General features: G+C 64.1%; 20 protein-coding genes, 1 tRNA gene and 1 pseudogene. 5 read left to right on the top strand and 17 right to left on the bottom strand.

Annotated features, from left to right (window positions below; translation table 11 throughout):
• Positions 1–369: 369 nt before the first annotated feature.
• Positions 370–2,325, top strand: coding sequence for a PhoX family protein (locus A7D16_RS00660; protein WP_064628858.1), 1,956 nt, complete (start codon positions 370–372; stop codon positions 2,323–2,325).
• 380 nt (positions 2,326–2,705) lie between these two features.
• Here the strand turns inward: A7D16_RS00660 and A7D16_RS00655 are convergent, their stop codons facing one another.
• The 8 genes from A7D16_RS00655 to pcnB form a co-directional block, all read right to left on the bottom strand.
• Positions 2,706–3,332, bottom strand: a complete 627-nt coding sequence (locus A7D16_RS00655; RefSeq protein WP_064628856.1) for an AAA family ATPase — start codon at positions 3,330–3,332, stop codon at positions 2,706–2,708.
• 3 nt (positions 3,333–3,335) lie between these two features.
• On the bottom strand, positions 3,336–3,680 hold the full coding sequence (locus tag A7D16_RS00650) for a type II toxin-antitoxin system prevent-host-death family antitoxin (protein WP_064628854.1): 345 nt from the start codon (positions 3,678–3,680) through the stop codon (positions 3,336–3,338).
• A gap of 281 nt (positions 3,681–3,961) precedes the next feature.
• Positions 3,962–5,476 carry a glucose-6-phosphate isomerase gene (gene pgi, locus A7D16_RS00645; protein ID WP_064628852.1) on the bottom strand — a complete coding sequence of 505 codons (1,515 nt, stop codon included), beginning with the start codon at positions 5,474–5,476 and terminating at the stop codon, positions 3,962–3,964.
• Complete coding sequence (gene panD / locus A7D16_RS00640) at positions 5,473–5,853, bottom strand: aspartate 1-decarboxylase (protein WP_003481969.1); 381 nt, start codon at positions 5,851–5,853, stop codon at positions 5,473–5,475. Before panD ends, pgi begins: the two co-directional genes overlap by 4 nt.
• Positions 5,854–6,030: 177 nt before the next feature.
• Positions 6,031–6,873 (bottom strand): pantoate--beta-alanine ligase, encoded by an 843-nt coding sequence (gene panC, locus A7D16_RS00635; protein ID WP_064628850.1) that lies wholly within the window; start codon positions 6,871–6,873, stop codon positions 6,031–6,033.
• Entirely contained in the window at positions 6,870–7,685 is an 816-nt protein-coding gene (gene panB / locus A7D16_RS00630) for a 3-methyl-2-oxobutanoate hydroxymethyltransferase (protein WP_064628847.1), read from the bottom strand. The genes panC and panB overlap by 4 nt, the downstream gene beginning before the upstream one ends.
• 35 nt (positions 7,686–7,720) lie before the next feature.
• A complete protein-coding gene (folK, locus tag A7D16_RS00625) occupies positions 7,721–8,206 on the bottom strand; it encodes a 2-amino-4-hydroxy-6-hydroxymethyldihydropteridine diphosphokinase (protein ID WP_064628842.1) in 486 nt (161 codons plus the stop codon).
• Between the two features lie 3 nt (positions 8,207–8,209).
• On the bottom strand, positions 8,210–9,577 hold the full coding sequence (gene pcnB, locus A7D16_RS00620; RefSeq protein WP_064628838.1) for a polynucleotide adenylyltransferase PcnB: 1,368 nt from the start codon (positions 9,575–9,577) through the stop codon (positions 8,210–8,212).
• Between the two features lie 49 nt (positions 9,578–9,626).
• Between pcnB and A7D16_RS00615 the strand changes: the two genes are divergently transcribed.
• Positions 9,627–9,701 (top strand) — tRNA-Glu (locus A7D16_RS00615).
• Positions 9,702–10,193: 492 nt separating this feature from the next.
• Here A7D16_RS00615 and folE2 read toward each other — a convergent pair.
• A complete protein-coding gene (folE2, locus tag A7D16_RS00610) occupies positions 10,194–11,111 on the bottom strand; it encodes a GTP cyclohydrolase FolE2 (protein ID WP_064628833.1) in 918 nt (305 codons plus the stop codon).
• A gap of 37 nt (positions 11,112–11,148) precedes the next feature.
• Positions 11,149–12,306, bottom strand: coding sequence for an N-acetylmuramoyl-L-alanine amidase (locus A7D16_RS00605; RefSeq protein ID WP_064628830.1), 1,158 nt, complete (start codon positions 12,304–12,306; stop codon positions 11,149–11,151).
• Positions 12,307–12,531: 225 nt separating this feature from the next.
• Here A7D16_RS00605 and A7D16_RS00600 point away from each other — a divergent pair, with 225 nt between their 5' ends.
• Positions 12,532–12,756, top strand: a complete 225-nt coding sequence (locus A7D16_RS00600) for a hypothetical protein (protein WP_064628827.1) — start codon at positions 12,532–12,534, stop codon at positions 12,754–12,756.
• A 375-nt stretch (positions 12,757–13,131) separates the two neighbouring features.
• Entirely contained in the window at positions 13,132–13,608 is a 477-nt protein-coding gene (locus A7D16_RS20940; RefSeq protein WP_082925670.1) for a hypothetical protein, read from the top strand.
• On the opposite strand, the gene A7D16_RS00595 is transcribed toward A7D16_RS20940, so the two are convergent.
• Both A7D16_RS00595 and A7D16_RS20935 read right to left on the bottom strand, forming a co-directional pair.
• Positions 13,547–15,097, bottom strand: a complete 1,551-nt coding sequence (locus A7D16_RS00595; protein WP_064628823.1) for an MASE1 domain-containing protein — start codon at positions 15,095–15,097, stop codon at positions 13,547–13,549. The genes A7D16_RS20940 and A7D16_RS00595 overlap by 62 nt on opposite strands.
• Positions 15,098–15,304: 207 nt before the next feature.
• Positions 15,305–15,612: pseudogene (locus tag A7D16_RS20935) on the bottom strand (hypothetical protein); the annotation flags it as partial.
• A 60-nt stretch (positions 15,613–15,672) separates the two neighbouring features.
• Between A7D16_RS20935 and A7D16_RS23405 the strand changes: the two are divergent.
• Positions 15,673–15,918, top strand: a complete 246-nt coding sequence (locus tag A7D16_RS23405) for a hypothetical protein (RefSeq protein ID WP_064628820.1) — start codon at positions 15,673–15,675, stop codon at positions 15,916–15,918.
• Positions 15,919–16,042: 124 nt separating this feature from the next.
• On the opposite strand, the gene A7D16_RS00585 is transcribed toward A7D16_RS23405, so the two are convergent.
• From A7D16_RS00585 to A7D16_RS00565, 5 genes are all read right to left on the bottom strand, one after another.
• Positions 16,043–17,470: a sugar porter family MFS transporter gene (locus A7D16_RS00585; RefSeq protein WP_064628817.1), complete on the bottom strand. Its 1,428-nt coding sequence runs from the start codon at positions 17,468–17,470 to the stop codon at positions 16,043–16,045.
• An 87-nt stretch (positions 17,471–17,557) separates the two neighbouring features.
• Positions 17,558–18,895 carry a xylose isomerase gene (gene xylA, locus A7D16_RS00580; RefSeq protein ID WP_064628815.1) on the bottom strand — a complete coding sequence of 446 codons (1,338 nt, stop codon included), beginning with the start codon at positions 18,893–18,895 and terminating at the stop codon, positions 17,558–17,560.
• A gap of 50 nt (positions 18,896–18,945) precedes the next feature.
• A complete protein-coding gene (gene xylB, locus A7D16_RS00575) occupies positions 18,946–20,439 on the bottom strand; it encodes a xylulokinase (RefSeq protein ID WP_064628813.1) in 1,494 nt (497 codons plus the stop codon).
• Positions 20,436–22,808, bottom strand: a complete 2,373-nt coding sequence (locus A7D16_RS00570) for a glycoside hydrolase family 95 protein (protein ID WP_064628929.1) — start codon at positions 22,806–22,808, stop codon at positions 20,436–20,438. Before A7D16_RS00570 ends, xylB begins: the two co-directional genes overlap by 4 nt.
• 91 nt (positions 22,809–22,899) lie before the next feature.
• Positions 22,900–25,803 (bottom strand): TIM-barrel domain-containing protein, encoded by a 2,904-nt coding sequence (locus tag A7D16_RS00565; protein ID WP_064628811.1) that lies wholly within the window; start codon positions 25,801–25,803, stop codon positions 22,900–22,902.
• Positions 25,804–25,823 lie beyond the last annotated feature (20 nt).

Genomic DNA, 25,823 nt, shown 5'->3' with positions numbered 1-25,823 from the left:
CGCTTGCGTGATTCCCCTACCCTGTCAACAACAGCTGTCCATATGCCAAATGGCCGGCAACTTATTGGCCGGGGCTATAGCCTTGGAATACCGGCAGCACCTGTGAAACCACGGAAAACTGCCGAATCCGCTGCCGCGCTTGGCATTCCGCGCAGCCGCACTTTGCTGCAACGCACCACCCGCAGGGTCGGGCAGTGCGCAGCCCCCGCCCACGCCGGGCCTGCTGCTGCGCTCGCTTGTGCGGGCGTGCCCGAACGCACGCCAACGGGTGGGCTCGCCGTCAAACAACTGTCATACCGCCGGCCTAGCGTGACCGGCTTGCCGATGTGTCATTGCCATTGTTGATCGTTGCCTTTGCCTGGAGTTTCGATGTCCGCCTCCCCCGATCCCTCACGTCGCCGCCTGATGCAGCTGCTGGCAGCCGTTCCCTTGTTGCCGCTCGGCAATGTCAGCGCCGCCGCGTTCGAGCAACTTGGCGGTGCCGCACTGGCCGCGCGCCCGTTGCGGCCATCGGAAACCCCGGCCCACCTGGTCTCGGCCACCTTCCACGGCATGCCCGCGCCCAGCCTGGCCAACCCGGCGGCCATGGCCACCACCACGGTCGGCTCGGCACTGACCGTGGCGCGCAGCGACGGCAGCACCCAGCGCTATGCGTTGGCGTATCACCCGTTTTTCGTCACCGGCGATCAGGTGCCCGACGGCAAGGGCGGCACCGTGCTGGCCGGCGGCTATTACGACATCCGGCACCGACCGATCATCGACCGCTCCAAACCCGGTGCCGAGCGGCCGTTCTTTTCCGATTGCCCGGACAGCTCCTCGCTGCTGACCCTGCCCAATGCCAAGGTACCCGGCGTCAAGGGCAACCACGTGTTTGCGGTGGTGCAGTTCGAATACACCACCCGCGACCAGGCCGGCAACGACACCAACCGCCACCTGCCCGCGCCGATCGCGGTACTGACGCTGGACCAGGACCCGGCCACCGGCAAGTTGTCGCTGGTGAAGTACCACAATGTCGACACCGCGCCGGTGCACGGGCTATGGACTACCTGCGGCGCCAGCCTGTCGCCATGGAATACCCACCTGTCCAGCGAAGAGTACGAGCCCGACGCCACCGCGCTGGCCGGCAACACCCAGTTCCGCAGCTATAGCACGCATCTGTACGGCGACCCGGAGAAAGCCAATCCGTATCACTACGGCCACCTGCCGGAAATCACCGTGCACCCGGACGGAACCGGGAGCGTGCGCAAGCACTATTGCCTGGGCCGCATCTCGCACGAACTGGTGCAGGTGATGCCCGACCAGCGCACCGTGCTGATGGGTGACGACGCCACCAACGGTGGGTTGTTCATGTTCATTGCCGACCGCAAGGCCGACCTGTCGGCCGGCACCTTGTACGTCGGGCGTTGGCACCAGACCTCCGGCATCGGCCCGGGTGCGGCCACGCTGAGCTGGATCAAGCTGGGCCACGCCACCAGTGCCGAAATCCAGGCCCTGGCCGATCGCCTCACTGCCGCCGACATCCTCGATGTGCACCTGAGCGATCTTGGCGATGCCTCGTTCACCAAGATCCCGTTCAACGGCACCTTCAACTGGATCCGCATCAAACCGGGCATGGAAAAGGCCGCCACCTATCTGGAAACCCATCGCTATGCCGCGCTGGCCGGCGGCAGCCTGGGCTTCACCAAGCTTGAAGGAACCACCGTCAACGCACGCGACAAGGTCGCTTACATGGCGATGTCCTACATCGTCACCAGCATGCGCAACGGCTCGGGCGATGTAAAAGTACAGGGCCCGGAAGCCGGTGCGGTGTATGCCCTGAATCTGCGCGGCGGCCAACGCGACAGCCACGGCGCACCAATCCACAGCGACTGGGTGCCAATCGACATGGCCGCCCCGGCGGCCCTCACCGGCCACGATCTGGCCAAGGCCGACGCGCTGGGCAACCTGGCCGACCCGGAGCGCCTGGCCAACCCGGACAACCTCAAATTCTCCGAAGCGCTGCGCACCTTGTTCATCGGCGAAGACAGCAGCCTGCACGTCAACAATTTCCTGTGGGCCTACAACGTGGACAGCGGCGCACTGACACGCGTGCTGTCGGTGCCGGCCGGCGCCGAATCCACCGGCCTGCACGCAGTCGACCAGATCCACGGCTGGACCTACGTGATGAGCAATTTCCAGCATCCCGGTGACTGGGAAAGCCCGCTGCACGACATCGTCAAGCCGGTACTGGACCCGCTGGTGCGTGCCCACTACAAGAACCGCTTCGGCGCAGCGGTGGGCTATCTCACCGGCGATCCGGTGGCAGTGCAGTTGGGCAAGGCGTAAGCGCAGGCGTCGTCGCTCGCAGTGCTGGCAATGCGCTGCGAGCGGCATCTTGTTTCGTCGGTCGTATCGACTGCGCGACAGGCGCTTGCATGAGGGCGCGCTGATGTATGGCCATCGCGCAGCGTCGAGCGCGCGGTGCCCTCACCGCTCGCGGGACACGCCGTCAACCCGTCCACAGGAGCTCGGTGGCGGCATCCATGCCGCCAACGGTCCCGCAATCGGCGAGGACACCGCACCAGACAGTTGGCTGGCGGGTCTTATCAAGACGAGGCATGCCGGCCCGCGGTAGACCGGTGTGACGTCGTTTTACTAGCCGCTCTTATTTCCAGCGCGGTGCGCGTCAGGCAGGCGACTCGCGCAGGCCAGCCCGGATGCGCAGTTCAAGACACGCGGCGCGTCTCCAATGCCGCCATCACGATGGGCTTGGCCCAATCGGGCACCTGCGCCAACTCTGCCGGTGTTTGCGGGTAGTGCAGGCCGCTGCGGTCCAGTTCCAGCACGAGCGTCGGCGCCGCCTGACCCGCCGCGTCGGCCGGCGCGCTGTTGTCGTAAACATGCAGCACTGCCAGATGCGGCAGCAACGCGATCAGGTTGGCGCGCGATGTGTCGTAACGCGCGCGGATCTTGTGCTCGGGAATGGCATGGCCGCCGGCAGCGACCCGTGCTGCCACGCGCTGGACGTGCAGGTCCACCGTCGCCAACCCGCAGAACCAGACCGCCACCGTGTGCTGCACGCTGGCCTCGCGCAGCAGGCGCGGAATGGTGGTCGCGCCCAACGTTGTTTCGAATGCGAAATCGCTGCCGTCGGCCATCGCCTGGCGCAGCCGTCGCACGCCTTCCTGCCAGGCCTGGGCATTGGCCTCTTCCAGTGTCCAGCCCTGCTCCACCAGTTGCCGGGTGAAGGCATCCGGGTTGTACCAGCTGGCGCCGTCTTCCTGCAGCAAGGTGCCCAGCAATGAACTTTTACCGGCGCCGTTGACGCCAGCCAGTACCAGGATATTTCCCATCGATCAGAGCGACGGGCCCAAGGCGATCTTGCGACCACGGCGTGCGGGCTTGGCGATCACCTGGGCCAGCACCGCGGCATCGGTGACCGCGGCAAGATGCGCGTCGAATTTGGCCTGCAAGGCCTGCAGCGACTGCGCGCGCGTGGCCGCATCGGCAAGCGCACTGGCCTGCCGCACCAGATGCCGGTATTCCTCGGCATCCACCACCACCGCTTCGGGGTGGTTGTGATTGGTGATGACCACCGCGCCGTGGGTGCGCACCTTGCGCATCAGGCTGGGCCAACCCTTGATCTTGATGTCGGCCGCTGGCGCTTTTTCAAGCTCGGGCAAGTCCTGATGACGGGACATGAGGACGATCCTGCGAAGTGGGTGATTTCAGCCTACGCCAAAACGTCCATTTTGGGAAATTTGTCTATTTTGGACTGGTTACAAGGGTGCTCAGGCTGACAACAACGGAGCAGACAGTCATCAGGTGGACGCAGACGCACTCAGACCCAAACGCACGCGTGATGCATGCCGCCCCAGCACGGGCCTCGCCGGCCTGAGATGAGCGCACGCGTTTCGTTGGCCGCTGCAAACGGAAACGGGGCCCGCAGGCCCCGTTCCCTGTCACGCGCGCTGCGCCTGGCTCAGCCGCGCAGCTTGCCCAGCAGCTCGCGCGTCACCGGGTCGGCCACCTCGGCCGCTTCGCCCTTCAGCGCCGGCAGCAACTGGCTCGCCAGCTGCTTGCCCAGCTCCACGCCGAACTGGTCGAACGCGTTGATGCCCCACATCACCGACTGCACGTACACGCTGTGCTCGTACATCGAGATCAGCGCACCCAGCGCCTGCGGGGTGAGCGCATCGAGCAGGATCACCGTGCTCGGGCGGCCGCCCGGATAGCTGCGGTGCGGGTCGCTGCTGTCCTGGCCGTTGGCCAGCGCCTCGGTCTGCGCCAGCACGTTGGCCATCAGCGCGACGTGGTTTTCCGCATACGGGTCGTCGTTGTGCACGGTGCCGATGAAATCGGCCGGCACCACGCTGGTGCCCTGGTGCAGCGCCTGGAAAAAGCTGTGCTGCACATCGGTACCCGCACCGCCCCACCACACCGCTACGGTGTCGCTGTCCACCGCCGAGCCATCGAGCTTGGCCCGCTTGCCCAGGCTCTCCATCACCAGCTGCTGCAGATACGCCGGCAGCAGTGCCAGGCGCTGGTCGTAGGTCATCACTGCGTGCGTGGCGCTACCGAGCAGGTTGCGGTTCCACACCGCCGTCAGCCCGTGCAGCACCGCGACGTTTTCTTCCAGCGGGGTGTTGAGCACGTGCGCATCGAACTGCGCGGCACCTTGCAGCAAGTGCTCGAAACGCTCAAAGCCAATCGCCAGTGCAATCGGGAAACCGACCGCCGACCACAGCGAATAACGTCCACCCACCCAATCCCACATCGGCAGCACGCGGCCGGGTGCGATATCGAAGGCCTTGGCGGCGCGTTCGGGGTTGGCGCTCACCGCGTACAGGCGCTCACTGCCACCCAGCCAGGCATGCAGGATGCCGCCGTTGAGCAGGGTTTCCTGGGTGCCGAAGGTCTTGGAAATCAGGATGCCGGCGGTGCGCGCCGGGTCCAGCGTGGCCAAGGTGCGCTGCATCGCCGCGCCATCGACATTGGACACGAAATGCACGCGGAAACGCGCACCGGACGGCGCACGCAACGCATCGGCGACCAGGCGCGGGCCCAGGTCGGAACCACCGATGCCGACACTGACGATGTCGGTGACATCGGTGGCTTCCAGCTGCTGGATCAAATCGCCCATGCGTTGGCGCACTTGCGCAGCCGTTGCATACGCCTCGGAGGCAACCGGCGCGTCGGTCAGATCGCCGCGCAACGCGGTGTGCAAGGCCGCGCGCTGTTCGGTGACATTGACCTGCTCGCCACGAAACAGGCGCTGGAACGCACCGGCCAGATCGCGCTCGCGGGCGATGGCGAACAGTGAATCGAGCGCGGCGCGGTCGTACTTCTGGCGCGCGAAATTGAAATACAACGGACCGACTTGCCTGGCGTATTGCGTCGGCCGTTCCGGCTCGGCGGCAAGCAATGCGGGGATGGCAGCGCCACGCAGGCGCTGGGCGTGGGCGTGAAGCGCGTCGAATCCGTTGGTCTGTGTCATGCGGCCTGCGTGGGGATGCTGTGGTTGGTGTGGGAGATCGCGTTGTGCGCGTTCACATATACCAGATTGGGCTTGAAGGTCTTGGCTTCGTCTTCGCTCATGCTGGCGAACGCCGCCACGATGATCAGATCGCCTACCTGCACATGACGCGCCGCGCCGCCGTTGAGCGACATGATGCCGCTGCCGTCTTCGGCGCGAATGGCATAGGTGCTGAAACGCGCACCGTTGGTGACGTCCCAGATATGCACCTGTTCGAATTCGCGGATGCCGGTCGCTTCCAGCAGCAGGCCGTCGATGGCGATCGAGCCTTCGTAGTTGAGTTCGGAGTGGGTGACGGTGGCGCGGTGGATCTTGGCTTTCAGCAGGGACAGATGCATGGACGGAAGGCAACGACAAAAGGAAAGCCGGCATTTTAGCGGAAAGCACCCGCCCCCACCGGTTCGCGCTGCGGCCGGTGGTGAGGGCTTCAGGCCGGCGCGGTGCGAAAACGCACTCGCATCGGTTCGCTGGCGCTGCTGCTGAAGCCAGGCGCTGCGTCCGCAGCGCAAGCCCGCTCAGAATTCCAGGTTGTCGATCAAACGCGTATTGCCCAGGCGGGCCGCGATCAGGGCCACGCGCGCGCCGGCGTGGCTGTCGCCCGGCTCGCTCAGGTCGGGCAGCCGCAGCACCGCATAATCGACCCGGAAACCGGCCTGCTCCAGCGCATGGCTGGCCGCATCTTCCACCTGCGCACGCGGCGTGCCGGCGGCATAGCTGTCGCGCATCTGCAGCAGCACCTTGCGGATCTTGGCCGAGGTCGGGCGATCTTCTGCCGACAGATACTGGTTGCGCGAACTCATCGCCAGGCCATCGGCCTCGCGCACGATGCTGCCGCCCAGGATCTCGATCGGAAACGCCAGGTCGGCCACCATCTGCCGGATCACCGCCAGCTGCTGGTAATCCTTCTTGCCGAAGGCGGCCACGTCCGGCTGCACCTGGTTGAACAGCCGCGCCACAACCGTGCACACGCCATCGAAGTGCCCCGGCCGGCACTCGCCTTCCAGCACGTCACTGACGCCGGGCGCATGGATGGGCGTGGCCAGCGCGGTGCCGAGCGGGTACATGGTGTGCACGTCGGGCAGCCACAACGCATCGCACCCGGCATCTTCCAGGCCGCGCAGGTCGGCCTCGGGCGTGCGCGGGTAGCGCGCGAAATCTTCGTTGGGGCCGAACTGGGTCGGGTTGACGAACACGCTGGACACCACGCGGTCGGCGTACTGGCGCGCCAGCATCACCAGCGAATAATGGCCGGCGTGCAGGTTGCCCATGGTGGGCACCAGCGCCACGCGCAAGCCTTCACGCTTCCAGCCAGCAACCAGGGCGCGCAGTGCGGAAAGATCGGTCAGCGTCTGGATCATGCGGCGTACGCGTGCTCTGCATCGGGAAAGCTACCGTCGCGCACGGCCTGCGCGTAGGCACGCACCGCGCCGGCGACCGAGCCGCCTTCGGCGAGGAAATCCTTGACGAACTTGGGCCGGCGGTGGCCGCTGTCCAGGCCCAGCATGTCGTGCATCACCAGTACCTGGCCGTCGCAACCGGGGCCTGCGCCAATCCCGATGGTGGGCACGCCGAGCGCGGTGCTGATCTGTGCGGCGATCGGCGTCGGCACGCATTCCAGCACCACCAGGCTGGCACCGGCGTCGACCACCGCCTGCGCATCGCGGCGCAACTGCTCGCCGGCTTCGCCGCGGCCCTGCACCGTGTAGCCGCCGAAACGCAGCACCGATTGCGGGGTGAGCCCCAGGTGCGAGCAGACCGGGATCTCGCGCTCGACCAGGTAACGGATGACCTCGAGCTTGTGCCCGGCGCCTTCGATCTTGACCATCTGCGCACCTGCCTGCAGCAGCTGGGTTGCCGCATCGAGCGCGCGCAGCGGCGTGGCATCGGCCTGGAACGACAGATCGGCCACCAGCAAGGCCCGCTCCAGCACGCGTGCCACCGCAGCGGTGTGGTAGACCATGTCGGCCGTGGTCACCGGCAAGGTGGAATCGTGGCCCTGCACCACCATGCCGAGCGAGTCGCCGACCAGGATCAGGTCCACGCCGTTGGCGTCGAAGCTGCGCGCAAAGCCGGCGTCGTAGGCGGTCAACATGACCAGTTTTCGACCCTCGCGCTTGGCCTGCGCCAAGGCGGGCACGGTCCAGGGCTTGCTGTCGGCGTGGCTGCTCATGAAGTCATTACGTGGGGTGATAAGCCCGCCATTATCTACCCAATCGGCTCCAGCCCGCAGACATCGATGGCTTGCAGGGCGTGCCGCACTGTTCCATGGCCCGGAATGATCGCCTCCGGTGCAAGCTCCGACAACGGCAGCAGCACGAAGCCGCGGGCGTGCAGATGCGGGTGCGGCACCTGCAACTGCGGCAGATCGATCACCTGGTCCGCATACAGCAGCAAGTCCAGATCCAGCGTGCGCGGGCCCCAGCGCTCGCCGGCCCGACGCTCGCGGCCGAACGACTGTTCGATGCCGAGCAAGGCCTCCAGCAACGGCAGCGGGGCAAGATCGGTGCGCAGCCGGGCCACGGCATTGATGAAATCGGGCTGGTCTTCGCGGCCCCAGGCCGGCGTGCGGTACAGCCGCGAGGCCGCGACCAGCGTGGTCTGCGGCAACACCCCTAGCGCGGCGATGGCCGCGCGCACGCTGGCCTCGGCCGGGCCCAGGTTGGCGCCCAGGCCGACAAAGGCGGTCTGCATGCCCTACTCGCCTGAAGGCGCGCCGGTACGACGACGGCGGCGGCGACGCTTGCGCGGTGCACCCTCGTCGCCTTCGTGATCGACCTGCGCCGATTCGATCGCATCCACCAGCTCCTGGCCGGATGACTTCTGCGCCTCGCGCCAGAACTCCACATCGGCGGCGTGGTCGGCCGAAGCGAACTGACGCAACACCAGGAAATCGAATGCCGCGCGGAAACGCGGATGCGACAAGGTGCGGAATACGCGCTTGCGCTGACGCGAGGAGAAGCGTGTCTGCAATAGCCAGATTTCCTGCATCGGCAGCGAGAAGCGGCGTGGCAATGCAACGCGCTCCAGCTGATGCAAGGTGACGCGGTCGGCCGCACGGCGCTGCGCATCTTCCGGCTGCACGCCCTGCGCCTGCAGCCCCATCAAGGTGCGGCAGAACGCCGGCCACAGCAGCAGCGCAAACAGGAAGGCCGGCGACACCGGCTCGTCGTTGGCCACGCGCGCATCGGTATTGCGCAGACCTTCCAGCACCATGGCGCGCAACGCGCCGCTGCGGTTGGATTTCAATGCCGCCGCGCTTTCCGGAAACAGCGCGCCGAGCAGGCCGTAACGCTCCAGACCCTCGAAGCTGGCCACACCGTGCCCGGACAGGAACAGCTTGAGAATTTCTTCGAACAGGCGTGCGGGCGCGGCTTCGGACAACAGCCCGGCCAGGCGCGGAATGGGTTCTGCGGTGCCGGCTTCGATGTCGAAATTCAACTTGGCCGCCAGGCGCACCGCGCGCAGCATGCGCACCGGATCTTCCTGGTAACGCAGCTCCGGGTGCCCGATCAACTTCATCAGGCGCGCCTGCACGTCTTCGAAGCCGCCGCAATAATCGCGCACCGAGAAATCCTCGATCGCGTAGTACAGGGCGTTGCAGGTGAAGTCGCGGCGGATCGCGTCGTCTTCGATGGTGCCGTAGACGTTGTCGCGCACCAGCCGGCCATTATCCAGTTCGCGGTCGCCGCTGCCATCGTCGATGTTGGCGCGGAAGGTGGCCACTTCGATGATTTCGCGGCCGAACACCACGTGCGCCAGACGGAACCGTCGGCCGATCAGGCGACAGTTGCGGAACAGCGCCTTGACCTCTTCCGGCGTGGCGCTGGTGGCCACGTCGAAATCCTTGGGGTGGCCGCCGACCAGCAGATCGCGAACCGCGCCGCCGACCAGGTAGGCACCAAAGCCCGATTCGCGCAGGCGGTACAGCACGCGCAGCGCGTTGGGGCTGATGTCCTTGCGCGAGATGGTGTGCTGATCGCGTGGGATGACGCGCAGCGTGAACGGAGATGTAACTGAGGGTTCGATGATGGCGCTTCCGTCTTGTGTTGCAGGATTGCCCAACGGCTATTACCTCACTATACTAGCGCGCTGCACAAGACGTGACAAAAGCGCTCCCTTCGTCTAATGGTTAGGACGTGGCCCTCTCAAGGCTAAAACAGGGGTTCGAGCCCCCTAGGGAGCACCACCTCTCGTCTCACTGCAGAAACGCCAGAGCCCCGCATTGCGGGGCTTTTGCGTTGTGTTGCAGGCAATTTGCATTTGGTGTGGACTGCGCCGTTGTGCGGCAGGCCGCGACGGCCTTCGCGCGCATGCCTGGATCTGGACGACACGGCCCGGGCGCACCAAGTGGTCGAAATTGGTTGCCGTCCTGCGCTGCTGGAGTGCTCGCGTTGAACGTGGGTCCCATGCGGCCGTGCTGGTCTGGATGAGATGCCGCACGACCGCCATCGCTTCCTGGTTCAAGCGCATGCAGGCATCGCACGGCAGATGCCAGGGGCCACATCGCTCACCGTCGCGTCGCTCACATCAGCCACAAAAGCAGAAGAAACACAGACGGGTCGAACAGCAATGCCTCACGCATGCCGCGTTCGTCGCGCCTTGCTGAGGCGGTCGCCATACCTGATTTGCGCGCCAGTCGTGCCGGACGCCTCGGCAGTTTGCAGTACATGGCCTCAGCTCACACGGCAGCTAAAGAAGGTAACTCGGCGTCGCTGCCGGTTTCGGCGACGGCGTCGTGGGCATGCAGGCTTTCCAGATGGCGCACTGCCACATCAAAGGTCGCGTGGTGCTCTGCCAGCGCCTTGCGCAGGCGTCGCGCTGCGTCTTCGACATACATCAGGTTTGCGCCATTCAAGCGCGCGAACTCCTGCTCGTCGGTCCGCCGCACCGCGGCCTGCACCGGCGTTGCCAGCGCCTGCTCGCAAAGATCGAGCAGTTCACGGATCGCAAAGCGCTGCGTTTCCGCGCCCAGCTCAATGCGCACCTGCGCCACGCTGCGTTGGCTATGCGGGGTGGCGTAGGAACCGTGCTCCTGCAGCCATTGCGCAACCTCCTGCAGCGGCAGCGCCTCGCGCCCGGCGTGCTGCTGCACGAACGCATCGCTCAGCAACTGCCGCGACAACGCCGCCGAACATGGGCAGGTGGACGCGTACAGCACATCGACCTGTAGCTGGATTGTGGTGTGCCCTGCCCTGCGGTGCGCGACGATGTGCACCGGATAGGCACGCCAGCCGCTCAGCCCTTCGCTGCGCAACGCCGGCATGCGCAGCAGCATGTCAAAGCGCAGCGTCAGCCGCGCCGCGCGGCTCCCGCAATCGGCATGACTGGCGACCAGCGCCTGCAGCAGCTGCGACAGCATGGCCGGCGACACCGGCTGCTGCAGATGCAGGTCCAGCAGGCGATACAGCCGCGACATATGGATGCCCTTGAGCTCGGGCCGCGGCAGATCGACCTGCACGCTGGCGCGCGCGGCAAGCCCGGCGCCGCCAGCTTGCAGATGCACAGGGATGGCGATGTCCTGCATGCCCACCCAGCGCAACGGCGCACTCAGGGCGGAGAGTTCGGTAACGGCAACATCGGGAAGCGTGGCGGACATCGGGTGCTCGTCGAAGGGTAAAGGTGGCGATCGCGGCTCAGGCGCGACCGGGAAAGGCAGCGAAGTAGTCGTCGATGCCCGCATGCAGCGTCTGCGCCAGCTCGTCCTGATGCGTATCGCCGCACAGGCGCCGGCAATCGTCGCGATTGCTCATGAAGCCGGTTTCCACCAGCAACGAGGGAATATCCGGCGATTTCAGCACCGCAAAGCCGGCCTGCCCGACCTGGTGTTGGTGCAGTTGCGTCACCTGCTGCAGGCGCGCCAGCATCAACGTGCCAAACGCAAGGCTGCTGGCGATGGTGCCGCTCAGCGACAGGTCGGCCAGCACCTGCGACAGCACCGGATTGCTCGGCACCCGCAGCCGGCGCGCGGTGTCGCCCATGTCGTCGGCCGCGTTCTCGCTATCGGCGATCCAACGCGCCAGTGCCGAACTGGAACCAGTCTGAGAGAGCGCAAACACCGAGGCGCCGCGCGCTTGGCGTGTTGGCGCGGCATCGGCATGGATGGAGACGAACAAATCCGCGTTGTGGCGATGTGCAATCAACACGCGCTCATGCAACGGCACGAAGCGGTCGTCGCTGCGGATCATGGTGGGCCGATAGCGTGCATCGTTGGCCAGGCGTTGATGCAGCCGCCCGGCCACCGCCATGGCGACATGTTTTTCGTAACGCGCATCGGCACTGACCGCGCCCGGATCCTTGCCGCCGTGGCCGGCATCGATGGCGACGACATAGGGATGCAGGCGCGAACGGGCCGGGTCTGCGGGCGCTGTTTCAGCAGCATGGTCGCTGACGGTCAGGGCCGCGCCACCGGGCATGGTGGCCAGCTCCAGCACCAGCGCACTGCCATCCCAGCGCATGTCGACTGAACAGGGCTGCTGCAGATCCAGCACGACGCGCAGACCATCCAGATGCGGCGCGCTGCGTATGCGGGTTACCGCAGTGCCGGCGGGCATCGGATCGATAGGAGGCGACTGCGGCGACGCGCCAGAGAGATCGATAACCACGCGCTCAGGATCGGACAACCTGAAACTGCGGTAGGCCACCTGCGCACCCAGCTCCAGCCGCAGGAGAAGCAACTCGCCCTGCTGTTGCACGCGGTATCCCCGCAAGGCCGGGAGCCCCCGCGCAGCCCCGAAGGTCGGTGCAAGCATCAATGCAGCAGCTCCACCCTGTAACAGATGCCGACGCTTCATCACGCCCTGCCCTCACAACTCAAGCAATCGACCCGCCACAGCAAACGGCAGCGCAGAGCGCGGTGCGATTCAGGGCAGCAGCTGCACCACAGGAGAAGGCAGAACACGGGAGGTAAGACTGCGCGGCGAAGATGAAGTGTTATAAAGTAACATTTCTTCAGCAAAAGCAAGCCTGTTGCCGCCTTCCTGCGCCCCCGTGTTCATCTCCTCGTCCAGAAGCCGCCCATGTCCCACCCTATCCCCGAGACCTACGACGCCTGGCGTCGCTGCATTGAGATCGACTGCGCCCAGCCCCTGACAGCAACCTTCATTGCCCGGCGCCTCGCAGCGCTCCAAGACCCTGCCGATCACCACACTCAGCAGTTCCTGCGTCGCTGGGGGCCTGCGCATCACCAGCAGGTGATTGAGTGGTTTCGGCATGCGCTGCAGGATTTTGGAGCAAAGCGCTAGGTCGCTTGGGTTATAGCGTTCAAAAACCTCGTCAAGATTCGCACTCCTAGCGAACTGAGCAAGACGGCAGGTTTACCATCCGGCGGCTCTTAATTTCCGACGTTAAGACGAACGCGACTTTTCGCTGAGACCAGTGTCGACAGTAGGCCAACTGTCAAATAACTGACTCTGCATATCCTCTAGGGCACTGCAGTCGATAAGATATTGGCAGGAGATAAAGGCTGAGTTAGTCCCACCTAAAAATCGAAAGTGCGCAAGACAGAGTCACTGTCGGCAATTTTTGTGTGATCTCCCACACCCGTCCGCTTTATGGAAGTAACGTAGGCGAGCCTGAATCGCAGGCAGAATCGCCCCTAGCAGGGGAAGGCGACAATCATGGGAACGACAAAAATCGCAATGAAGACCATTTGCTTCCTGGCCGGCGTTTTGATGGTCGGCCAAGTATTTGCTCAGACCGGGGGGTGCTGCGCAGGCGGTATAGGTGCGCGTGCAACCAGTGGACTAGGTGAGCGCAACCCGACAGCAGCCACCAACCTCACATTGGATCCCGCGTGGTCGATCTACGAGTTCCAACGTGATGGGGTGACATACCTGCAGATCAACGATACGGAAGGAACTGTCAGAGCGGTTGTAGCACGCGTCGACGAAGCAATGTGGGTGCTGCCAATGGGCAAGGACGCCGATCGAGTCATATTGCCCACAGTCAATTCGATCTGGGCGGGCTCTACGCCGACGGCAGCTGTCACCGCACTAGGCCCCAATGCGCGCCTGGTTTACCGGACTGCTAATTTCACCGTACATGTCGAGCGGCAAGCCAACGCGGAAAATTGGAAGGTTTCTCCGTCGCAATAACGGCAGATGCTTCTGCAACCAAGAAGGTGAGCACTAACGCATGGCGGCGCCTGAATATGCCGCCATGCGATTTAAGACGGGCGCGAAATTCAGCCTCAGCTTCCGGGGACTCACGCCGTACGTAATTCACCAACGACGTGTCCGAAAATATTCTTATGACGACACCTTGCGCCCCCCTACCACGCCAGGCACGTGCGTGTATGAAGTGCTTGTTCGCTACAGGTAGCAGCTCTAGTGCATTCAGGACGCAACGATAGGCGGCCAGCTGCAAGCCAAGTGTTAACGATTGGCTATCGCCATGCAGTAAGCAATCAAACTTTGTGGAATTCAGCCGTTCAAATGCTGGCGAGCGCAGCGCTCGAAACAGGCCATGCGTCTCAATTTCCAAAGGATATAACGCTGCGACATATTCTTGTAGAAGCTGAGACTCAAGTACGGCAAAGCGAGTCATTTCCATTGCAGCAGCGTGGTGCCCACGCTCACGAAGATCCGCTATCACTGACTTCCGCATGCGATTCATCTGAACATTGACGTCAGAATAATCAACAACCCGATTCCGAAGCATCCTTTCTGCGGATAGATAACTTTCTCGAACAGCCTTCTGGGCATCAGCCCTGACTCGCCGGATAGTATCAAAGCGCTTTACAGGCTTAACAAGCCTCGCACTAAAAATAAAGAGGGCAGCACTGACAACTACGTGAAACACTTGCACAACAAACAGCGTCGGATTGTAGTAACCGATCTCATAAGTCTTTGGCAACGTTATGGCCAATGCAAAATTGGCAAGTAAGGTGCCTAAAGCAGTCCCCGTCCAGCCATGACGGCGGGTAAGGAAAATAGCCGGCCCGATCAATGCCGCCATCAACATCTCACGCAGCAATGGCAGCTGGGTGTAGCCAAGGGTGTAGAACAGCACCAGAATGCTAACGACCGACATTCCGAGATCTCTGGGCAGATCGATACGTGTCGGCCCTCGCCTCTGAGGCGACCAAAGCAAAACTGGAAGCAAAAAGCTCAATATTCCAAGATACCCACCCAACCAATAGCGAAAAAGGGATATAACTAAATTTTCTGTACTCGGCCCACCGAGTGAGGCATTGAGAATAATGCTCCACAGCGAATTACATAAAGCAACAGCGATTGCAAACGGGATTAAAAAAGGAGTTTGCTGGATCAGCTTCCGTCCGTAATGTTTCGCTAGCCAGATAGAGCAGGCGATCATCGGCGAATGCAGGACAGGGCTCAGATAGGCCCACGTCATGTCGTAACCCTGATTAAGCGAAAGCGGTATGCGCAACCAAAGCATTGCGGCCGCATCCCCTGCCAGAAGAAAAGGCCATTCGCGATATGGCCTGAACAGTAGGGTGACCACACGCAAGCCAACCGGCAGATACCATTGGTCGATTGAGCAATACCAAAGCGACAAGAACGCCAAGCAGTAGCACACGCTGATCAGCATGCCCCTGACAAGCTCTTTAGCTACTGCCATACCACCACTCCTTGGTTCCACGATGCATCCTAGTCTGGAGGGAATTGCTAAACGGAGTATAGCGATGGCGCACACATTGCGATAACGGCGTGTACGTTCTGGCGTGTAGCGTGTGCGTTTAACGACGCGCATTGCACTTTGCTGGTGCATTAGCCCCATACATGGATGAACGATGGCTTCGGCAGCAAGCGATAGGCACTGTCGCAGTCATTGCGATGCGGACATCGGCCGCGGGTTGATTACCCGGTATTGCCGTTGTTTGCAGTAACGCGGACCGTTTTTCTCAAAGGTGGCACAAAGCCGACCTTCGCCACAGGGAGCCACGTCCGCACGCGACACGCGGTCCAGGTAATCGATGGACGCTCGAAGCTGTGCAAGTTCGGTTCGCTTTTCGTTGATGATGCCCACCGAGTAGGCCACCGCCCCAGGCCCAACATACCCGCTACGAGCATCGTGGCGGCTGCAATGCCCATGCGCCGCGTGATCCGTGTCTCCAAGGACTGCTGGGCCTGCGACGTCCCCCCGATTTTGAGTAGCACCCCAGTTTGGAGTCCAATTCCCTACCCCGAAGGAGATTGGAAGTAAACAAGCGTTTGACCGACGGGCAGGTCACCGGCTTCCTGCGCGAGGCCGAAAGCGACGTGGATTTCCAGGTGGCGGCTGCGATGGCATGGCGGCCTTTGGTGATGTTGCTTTCGGTACGCGACAGCGCCTCTAAAATCAAGTTGCTGCGCGCCTTGCGACGAGGCGAGTTACATGAAGTAATTGCCGAGTTCGTCGGTGGCGGATGCAGCGCCCTGTACTTGGCGCCCCAGGTCTGATACCGGGGATTGCGCCGCCAAGAGATGTAGCAGGCTGCTGAGATAGCAACTCCGAAGTACAAAAAAGGCCACGCAGTGCGCGGCCTTCTTCGTTTTCCATGCCGATATCGGCATACAGAGGCGATCAGCCCTCCATTTGTTCCAGTTCCTTGCCCTTGGTCTCGTAGACGTACTTGAGGACGAAGAACACCGAGATGAAGGCGGCGACGGTGTAGATGCCGTAGGCGCCGGCCAAACCGATGCTGCCGAGCAGGATCGGGAAGCTGACGGTGATGGCGAAGTTGGAGGTCCACTGCGCGGCACCGGCGATGGCCAGGCCCGAGCCGCGGATCTGGTTGGGGAACATTTCGCCCAGCATCACCCACATCACCGGGCCCCACGAGGCGTTGAAGAACACCACGTAGACGTTGGCGGCGACCAGCGCGAGCATGCCCATGGCATCGGACATGGCGAGCTTGCCGGTGGCATCCAGCGAAGCGGTGGCGAACGCGTAGGTCACCAGGGCCAGGGAGACGGCCATGCCTGCCGAGCCGATCCACAGCAGCGGCTTGCGGCCGATCTTGTCGACCAGCATCACCGTGACCAGGCAGGCGCCAATGCTGAGGCCGCCGGAGAGCACGTTGATCAGCAAGGCGTCCTGTTCGGAGAAGCCGACCGCCTGCCACAACACCGCGCCGTAATAGAACACCACGTTGATGCCGACCAGCTGCTGGAACACCGCCAGGCCGACGCCGATCCAGACGATCGGGCGCACCTTGCCGGTGGCCTTGTTGATCAGGTCGGAGAACTTGGGCTTGTGCTGGTCGGCCGACATGGAGCCGGAGATTTCGCTCAGCTTGGTCTGCGCAGCCGCGTTACCGTACAGGCGCTTGAGCACTACCAGCGCCTGCTCGCGACGGCCCTTGACCACCAGGTAGCGCGGGCTTTCCGGGATGACCAGCAGCAGCAGCAAAAATGCCAGCGACGGAATCGCCTGCATCCAGAACATCCAGCGCCATGCGGCCTGCCCGCCCCATAGCGGCTCGGTGGACGCGCCAGCGGCGTTGGCCAACAGGTAATTGCTCAGGAACGCGCAGAACAGCCCGCTGATGATGGCGATCTGCTGCATCGTGGCGAGCCGGCCGCGATAGCGCGCGGAGGCGACCTCGGCGATATACGCCGGTGAAATGACACTTGCCGCGCCGACGGCAAAGCCGCCCATCACGCGCGCGAAGATGAAGAAGGCGGAACTGTGCGATGCGCCGGCGCCGATGGCCGAGAGCAGGAACAGCGCTGCAGAAATGATCAGGACCGCGCGGCGGCCCCAGCGGTCGGCCAGGCGGCCGGCAAAGAAGGCGCCGATGGCGCAACCCAGCAGCATCGAGGCGACCTCGAAGCCGGTCTCGGCGGCACTGGAATTGAAGGTCTGCTTCAGGCCGTCGACAGTGCCGTTGATCACGCCGCTATCGAAACCGAACAAGAATCCTCCGATCGTGGCTACGCAACTGATCAGGACGATAAAACGGGTGTTCTCACCGGCATCGGGGGCGCCGTTTACGGAGACACTGGACATGGGTTCACCTGGAAGCATGCAAAGGAGCGGCCACGGGGGTGGCCGACATCGGCCGACGACGCGCAGTGCGCCGCCGGCCACGGGACATCAACGCGTCAGATACTGATTGATCAGGTTTTCGTAGGCTTCCTGGCGGCCGCTGAGTTGCTTGGGCGCATTGCCGGCGGCGTGCTTGGCCACATCCACCAGCGTGCTAGTGCCGTTGGCAAAGTCTGCACCGGCGCCGTTGTCGAAGCTGGCGTAACGCTCGGCGCGCCACTGCTCCAACGGCGAAGACGTCAGCAATGCGTTGGCCACCTCCAGCCCGCGTGCGAACGCGTCCATGCCACCGATGTGGGCCAGGAACAGATCCTGCGGGTCGGACGATTCGCGACGCACCTTGGCATCGAAATTCAACCCGCCCGGTGCCAGCCCGCCCTGGCGCAGCACCACCAGCATCGCGCCGACGGTGTCGTACAGGTCGGTCGGGAACTGATCGGTATCCCAGCCGTTCTGCGGGTTGCCGCGGTTGGCGTCGATGCTGCCCAGCAGGCCGGCGTCGGAGGCGACCTGCAGGTCGTGCTCGAAGCTGTGGCCGGACAGCGTGGCGTGGTTGGCTTCGATATTGAGTTTGAAATCCTGGTCCAGGCCGTGCTGACGCAGGAAACCGATCACCGTGGCGCTGTCGAAGTCGTACTGGTGCTTCATCGGCTCCATGGGCTTGGGCTCGATCAGGAAGTTGCCGGTGAAGCCGATCGCGCGGCCATAGTCGCGTGCCAGGGTGAGGAAGCGCGCCATGTTGTCCTGCTCGCGCTTCATCTGGGTGTTGTGCAAACACGCATAGCCTTCGCGGCCACCCCAGAACACGTAGTTTTCGCCGCCCAATTCAACGGTGGCATCGATCGCCGCCTTGACCTGCACCGCAGCACGCGCCACCACATTGAAGTCCGGGTTGGTGGACGCACCATTCATGTAGCGCGGGTGCGAGAACAGGTTGGCCGTGCCCCACAGCAGCTTGACGCCGGTGTCGGCCTGGCGCTGCTTGGCGATGCCGACCATGTGTTTGAGGTTGCTTTCGTACTCGCCGATGTCATCGGCATCCGGTGCCAGATCGATATCGTGGAAGCAGTAATACGGCACGCCGAGTTTGGTGAAGAATTCGAATGCGGCATCGGCCTTGGCTTCGGCACGATCGAGCGCGCTGTTGCCGATATCCCACGGATACGCGCGCGTGCCCGGGCCGAACGGATCGGCGCCGTTGCCGCAGAAGCTGTGCCAGTAAGCCACGGCAAAGCGCAGATGCTCGGCCATGGTCTTGTCGCCGATCTGCTTGTTGGCGTCGTAGACCTTGAACGCGAGCGGGTTGTCGGAGTCGCGGCCTTCGAAGCCGATCTTGCCGATGCCGGGGAAATATTCCTTGGCGCCGATGTAAACGGTGTTGCTCATGGGGTGTGATGTCCTTGCTGCTGGGGGAGTTGTAGAAAAAGGCGTGTCGCTCAGCCGGCGTAGAGCGGGCTGACGACCTGCAGATGCTTGAGAAAGGTCTGGTAATGCTGCTGGTACTGGGCCACGCGCTGCGGGTCGGGCTGCGCGGCAAGCGCATCGTCCACCTGCAGGTGCTCCAGCACCACATCCGACAGCGCGGCATCGCCACCATCGTCGCGGTCGCAGGCCCACAGGGCCTGCAGCGCCGCACCGAAGGCCGCACCTTCGGGCTGGGTCGGCACCACGACCTGCAGGTTGAACACGTCGGCCACCATCTGCCGCCATTGCGCGCTCTTGCTGCCGCCGCCGGTGAGCAGGATGGTGTCGAACTGCAGGCCGGCCGCCACGAAGGCGTCGAAGCCGTTGCGCAGGCTATAGGTCGCCCCTTCCATCGCGGCACGATAGAAATGCGCAGCGGTGGTGTTGTGCAGATCCATACCGAACAGGCAGCCACGTGCATCGGGCAAATTGGGCGTGCGCTCGCCGTTGAAGAACGGCAGCAACACCAGGCCGTCGGCGCCCGGCGCAGTGTCGGCGATCATCGCTTCGGTCTGGTCGCGGGTGATGGCGAACATGCGCATCACCGCTTCGGTGGCGACGGTGCAATTCATCGTGCAGATCAGCGGCAACCAGCCGCCGCTGGACGAGCAGAACGCCGCCCAGCGTGCCTCGTCGTCCACCACCGGGTGATCGGCGTAGGCGAACAAGGTGCCGCTGGTGCCCAGGCTCATGGTCAGGCGGCCCGGCACCACGTTGCCGGTGCCGATGGCAGCCATCATGTTGTCGCCACCGCCGGTGGTGACACGTACGCCGGCCGGCAGGTTCAGTGCCTCGGCCGCGGCATCGGATAATGGGTAAACCGCGCCGGTTTCCACCAGCGGCGGCAATGCCTCACGCAGGTCGCGCTGCGCATCCATCGCGCCGAGCATGCGCTCGGACCACTGGCGCGTGCGCACATCCAGCCAGCCGGTGCCGGAGGCATCGCCGACTTCGGCAAAGCGCTCGCCGGTGAGCCAGAAATTGATGTAGTCGTGCGGCAGCATCACCGTGGTCATCGCGGCGTATGCCTCGGGACGGTGCTTGCGCGTCCACGGCAACTTGGAGGCGGTGTAGCCGGCCATGATCGGGTTGCCGGCGGTTGCGACACTGCCTGCCGCGCCGCCGACCGCATCCATGATCTCGTCGCATTCCAGCGCGGTGCTGGTGTCGCACCACAGCTTGACCGGTGCGGTGACGCTGCCATCGGCGGCCACCGGCACAAAACCGTGCTGCTGGCCGGACACGGAAATGCCGCGCACGCGCGCACGCTGTTCGCCATCGAGCTGCGCAAAGCAATGCACGATGCCGTCGATCCACCACTGCGCCTGTTGCTCGCGGGTGCCGTCGTCGCGGCTGATCAGCTCCATCGGCGCTGCGATGGTGGCGACCACGGCGCGGTCCTGCGCGTCGTAGGCCACCAGCTTGACGCTCTGCGTGCCCACGTCCAGTCCTACGTACAAGCTCATTGCTTCACCAATCGGTTGTTGTTGAGTCCCACCTGCTGGGTGCGGCCTGCGCCCAGTTCCAGGTCCAGGGTCTGCCCGGCGTAGGACAGTTGATAACGCCCGCCACGATCGCTGTGCACCCGTGCCTGCTGCAAGCGACCGCCATCCCATTCCAGATCGACGCTGGCACCGCCGCGCACACGCAGACCGCGCACGCTGCCGCGCGGCCAGGCGCCGGGCAATGCGGGCAGCAAAAACACGCTGCCGCCCCAGCTTTGCAACAGCATTTCGGTGATGCCGGCGGTGCCGCCGAAATTGCCGTCGATCTGGAACGGCGGATGCGCGTCGAACAGATTCGGGTAGGTGCGCTCGGGCGAGATCAGCAATTGCAGGATGCGATACGCATGCTCGCCATCGGCCAGCCGCGCCCACAGGTTCAAACGCCAACCGATGCCCCAGCCGGTGGTGTTGTCGCCACGGATTTCGAGCGTGCGCTTGGCGGCGGCGGCCAGCTCGGGCGTATCGCGCAAGTTGATCTGGCTGGACGGATGCAGGGCATACAGATGCGAAACATGCCGGTGCTGCATCTCCGGCGCCTGCATGTCCCAATCCTGCTGCCACTCCTGCAATTGGCCGGCCTTGCCGATGCGGTTGGGCGGCAACTGCTCGCGCAGCGTGGTCAGCTGCCGGGCGAAATCCGCATCCACATCGAGCAGCTTGCTCATGGCGATGCACTGCGCGAACAGATCACGCAACAGCTGCGCATCCATGGTGGGCCCGGCACACACCGCCGCGCCGAACGGGTGCTGGTTTTCCGGCGAGATCGAGGGGTTGGTGACCATTGCGCCCGTTTGCGGGTCGCGCACCAGGGTGGCAGCGAAGAACTCCGCCGCGCCCTTGAACAGCGGATAGATCTTGCCCAGATAGGCGCGGTCGCGGCCGTAATCCCAGCGGTCCCACAGCTGCTGCAGCAACCACACCCCGCCCATCGGCCACAGGCTCCACTTGGCGCCATCGATCGGGCCGGCCTGGCGCCACAGATCGGTGTTGTTGTGCACCACCCAACCGGGCGCGTCGTAGAGCGCTCTTGCGGTGTGCGCGCCGGTCTTGGCCAGATCGAACAGCATGGATTCCAGCGGTTCAACGCACTCGTGCAGCGCGTTGGCCTCGCTGGGCCAGTAGTTCATCTCGGTGTTGATGTTGATGGTGTACTTGCTTTCCCACGGCGGCTGCATCAGGTCGTTCCAGATGCCCTGCAGGTTGGCCGGCTGGGTGCCGGGCCGCGAACTGCAGATCAACAGGTAACGGCCGTATTGGTGATACAGCGCGGCCAGTGCCGGATCGTTGCCGCCTGCGAAGCGTTGCACGCGTTCGCCGGTGGGCAGGCTTGCCGCGTCGCTGCTGCCCAGGTCGATTGCCACACGCCGGAACAGGCGTTGATGATCGGCCAGATGCGCACGCAACAGCGCCGGGAAATCCAGCTTGGCGGCTTTTTTCAAACTTGCTGCGGTCAATGCAAGCGGTTCGCCATCGACCGCATCGAAGCGTTGGTAACTGGTGGCGGCGGTGAGCAGCAGCACCACTTCATCGGCCGCTTCGATGCGCAGACGGTCGCGCAACGCGGTAACCGTGCCGCCCTTCACCTGCGGCAATACCCGCAAGGCAAACCGCAGCTTGCCTTCGATGCCGGCGAAGCTGCCGTTGCGGCCACTGAACAGCAGCCCGCCCTGCTCCGCGGTGACCTCGCCGCTTTGCGGGCTGTCGATGCCCACGCGCAGGGAAATCGCGCGTGGCCGGTCGCACGACAAGCGCACCACAATGCAGTGCGATTGCGCCGAGACGAACACCTCGCGCGTGTGCACCGCGCCGCCGGAGCGGAACGTGGTGGTGGCCACGGCGGTATCCAGATCGAGCTGACGCCGGTACTCGCTGATGCCATCGGCACGATCGAAATCCAGCAGCAGATCGCCCAGCGGTTGATACGGCATCTGCTTGAGCGGGCGCGAGAGCAGCTTGGCATCGGCCAGTTGCTCGGCCTGGGCATAGCGCCCGGCGAAGATCAGCGCGCGCACCTGCGGCAACGCCGCCAATCCCTCCGGGTTGGTGGAATCGTAGGGCCCGCCTGCATACAAGGTGTCTTCGTTGAGTTGCAGGCGCTCGTGGGCGATGCCGCCCCACACCATCGCACCCAGACGGCCATTGCCCACCGGCAAGGCCTCCACCCATTCGCTGGCCGGTTCGCGATACCACAGCTGCAAGGCATCGGCGGGCGCCACCGCTGGCAAACCGCCGGCCTTTGCAGGGCCCGCCGCCTGTGCAGCCACGGGTGCGGCACCCAGGACCGCAAGCGCGGCCCCGGTTGCCTTGCACAGTTCACGACGGGTCAGCACGGCCACCGCCGTGCTGCATCACCGGAACCGCCCGCGACTGCCTTGCGGCGTTCCGGCATCTGCTTGCTCATCGACTGACCACAACCTGCAATCATCGACGACGTGCTTTGCCAGACGCAATCTTGCGCTGCAACACGCTGACCGGCTTGCCGTCGTACTGGATGCTGGTGTCGGTCTTGGGCGCAAGTGCGCCGGCGTCGTCGCGCGGGCCATCGACGAAGCGCACGTTGATGGTGCGTTCGGCCTGCATGCCGGTCCAGCTGCCTTCGCGCTTGCCGATGCTCAGCTCGCCCTTGGCCTGGTTCCAGGCCAGCGGAATGCGGCTGAACTCGCCCTTCTCGTAGCCGTAGCCCTTGCCATCGTCCTCATACAGCGAGAACTGGCCATCGGCACCGGTGTAGACCACCACGGTGAGCGGCGCATCCGGGATCTGGTCCACGTACTCCTGCACCGGGCCGGTCGGCACGATGGAGCCGGCACGCACGAACAGCGGCATGCGTTCGATCGGCGCGGCAGCTTCGATGCTCTGGCCGCCCTCGTAGCGCTTGCCGGTGGCGAAATCCAGCCAGCTGGTGCCGGCCGGCAGATACACCTGCCGCGAGGTGGCGCCGAAGCGGGTCACCGGTGCGACCAGGAATGCCGGGCCGAACAGGTACTGGTCGTTGATGTCGCGCGCCTTCGCGTCGTTGGGGAAGTCCATCATCATGCCGCGCATGATCACGCCATCGCGCTGGTAGGTATCGCCGGCCAGGCTGTAGATGTACGGCAGCAACGCGTAACGCAGGCGGTTGTAGTAGGCCATGCTGTCGTAGAACGGCGTGCCTTCGGGGGCGATGTTCCAGATCTCGCGATACGGGAACTGGCCGTGCGAGCGGAAGATCGGCACGAACGCACCGAACTGGAACCAGCGCGTATTGAGCTCGCGCCATTCCGGCAGATGCGCCGGGTCCTGGTTCTCGTAGCGCTTCTCCACCGCAAAGCCGCCGATGTCGAAGGTCCAGTTGGGCAGGCCCGACAGCGCCATGTTCACGCCGGCAGAAATCTGGTCGTGCATGTCGTCCCAGCGCGAGACGATATCGCCGCTCCACACCGCCACCGCATTGCGCTGGGTGCCGGCATAGCCCTTGCGCGAAAGGATGAACACGCGCTTGTCGTCGGCCGCACGGTCGCCCGCATACACGCCGTGCGTATGCGGCAGCGGGTAGGAGTTGAAGTACTCGGTGGACGAGCCCAGCGCGTTCGGCGTGGTGCGTGCCTTGCGCTCGGCGATGTCCAGGTTGGAATGCACGTCCGGCTCGTCGGCGTCCATCCACCAGGCATCGAAGCCCTTGCTGTTGAGCTTTTCGTTGACCTGGCGCCAGTAGATGGCCTGCGCCTTTTCCGAATACGGGTCGTAGAACGAGTTCTTGTAGCCCTTGCCGATCCAGTCCAGCTCACCCACTTCCACGTTGCGCTTGAACATGAAACCGGCCGCGTCCAGTTCCTTGTAGTTGGCGGTGGTGGGGTAGAACTTGGGCCAGATCGAAATCATGATCTGGGCGTGCATGTCATGCACGGCCTTGACCATGCCATCCGGGTCCGGGAAATGCTTCGGGTCGAAATCGTGCGAGCCCCAGGCATTTTCGGGCCAGTACGACCAGTCGAGCACGATGTTGTCCAGCGACAGCTTGCGCTTGCGGTATTCGGCCACTGCGCCGACCAGCTCGTCCTGGCTCTTGTAGCGCTCACGGCTCTGCCAGAAGCCGTAGGCCCACTTGGGCAGCATCACCGACTTGCCGGTGAGTTCGCGATAGCCGGCCACGGCCTGGTCGTACGAATCGGCGGACACGAAGTAATAGTCGATCATCTGGCCGGCTTCGGACCACAGCGACAGGTCCTTTGCCTCGGCAGCCGGCAGCGGGTCGCGGTGCAGCAGCGCGATGTAGCTGGGGTCGATCAAGTCCCATTCCACCTTGACCGTGTGGCGCGTGCCCGGCTCAAGATCGAGCTTGAATTCGTGATTCCACGGGTTCCAGTTCTGGCGCCAGCGGTCGACCACCAGCTTGCCGTCCACATACAACTTGGCGTATTCGCTCGAATACAGCGAGAAGGTGTGCTCGCCACCGGTGAGCGCTTCGATCTCGCCCTCCCAGGTGACCTGCATGCGGCTGTTCTTGTCCTTGGTGATCGCCTTCTTCGGGTACTTGGTCAGGTCGCTGATGTACTGGTAGTTCACCTCGCTCTCGCGGCGCTCGACGATCTGCTTGCCATTGATGGCGTAGCGCGCGGTCAGCGCACCGGCCTTGCCCTTGGCGTCATACAACTTCAGCGTCTTCGGCAACGGCTGCAGGCCACGCGGGTCGCCCAGGCGGCTGATGGAGTTGTTGTCCCACAGCAGGCCGTAGTTGCGGCTGGACACCAGGTACGGCACCGCCATGTCGATGTTGTTCTGCTGCAACTCGACGTTGCGGCCCTTCTGATTCATCCAGCCCTGCTGGTGCTGGCCGAAGCCGTACAGCGCTTCGTCATCGGGCGACTGGAAGCGCTGACGCACGCTCAGGTACTGCTTGCCTTCCACTTTGAGCGGGGCAAAGCTGCGCCCGCCGGCCACTTCGGCCAGCACCGGCTTGCCATTGGCATCGGCAAAGCTGACATGGCCATCGACAGTGGAGACGGTGGCGGTGACCTTGCCGGTCTTCAGCTGCACGCTGTCGCCCTGCTCGGCCACCTGGAAGGCGGTGTCGCCCTGCACCGGCACGCGCATCAAGCTGGGGCTGCGGGCGAAGTCGCCGTCCGGGTCCGCGCTGACGCGGATGATGCCGCTATCGACCACCTGCAGGCGCACCGGTGCGGCGCCCTTGGCGCTCGGCACCACGGTGACGCCATCGGCGGCCTTGCGCACTTCCTGCGCATGCGCGGCGTTGGCCAGCAGGGCCAGCGACAACGCCAGGCAATGGGCCAGCGGTGTACGCCGGTTGGCAGGCACGGTGCCGGCGGAACGGATGGTGGTTTGCATGGTCACTCCCTTTGAATTGC

Origin of the sequence: Xanthomonas nasturtii (genome assembly GCF_001660815.1) — a bacterium.
Lineage (GTDB): Bacteria > Pseudomonadota > Gammaproteobacteria > Xanthomonadales > Xanthomonadaceae > Xanthomonas > Xanthomonas nasturtii.
This window is presented reverse-complemented; position numbering and strand designations above follow the sequence as displayed.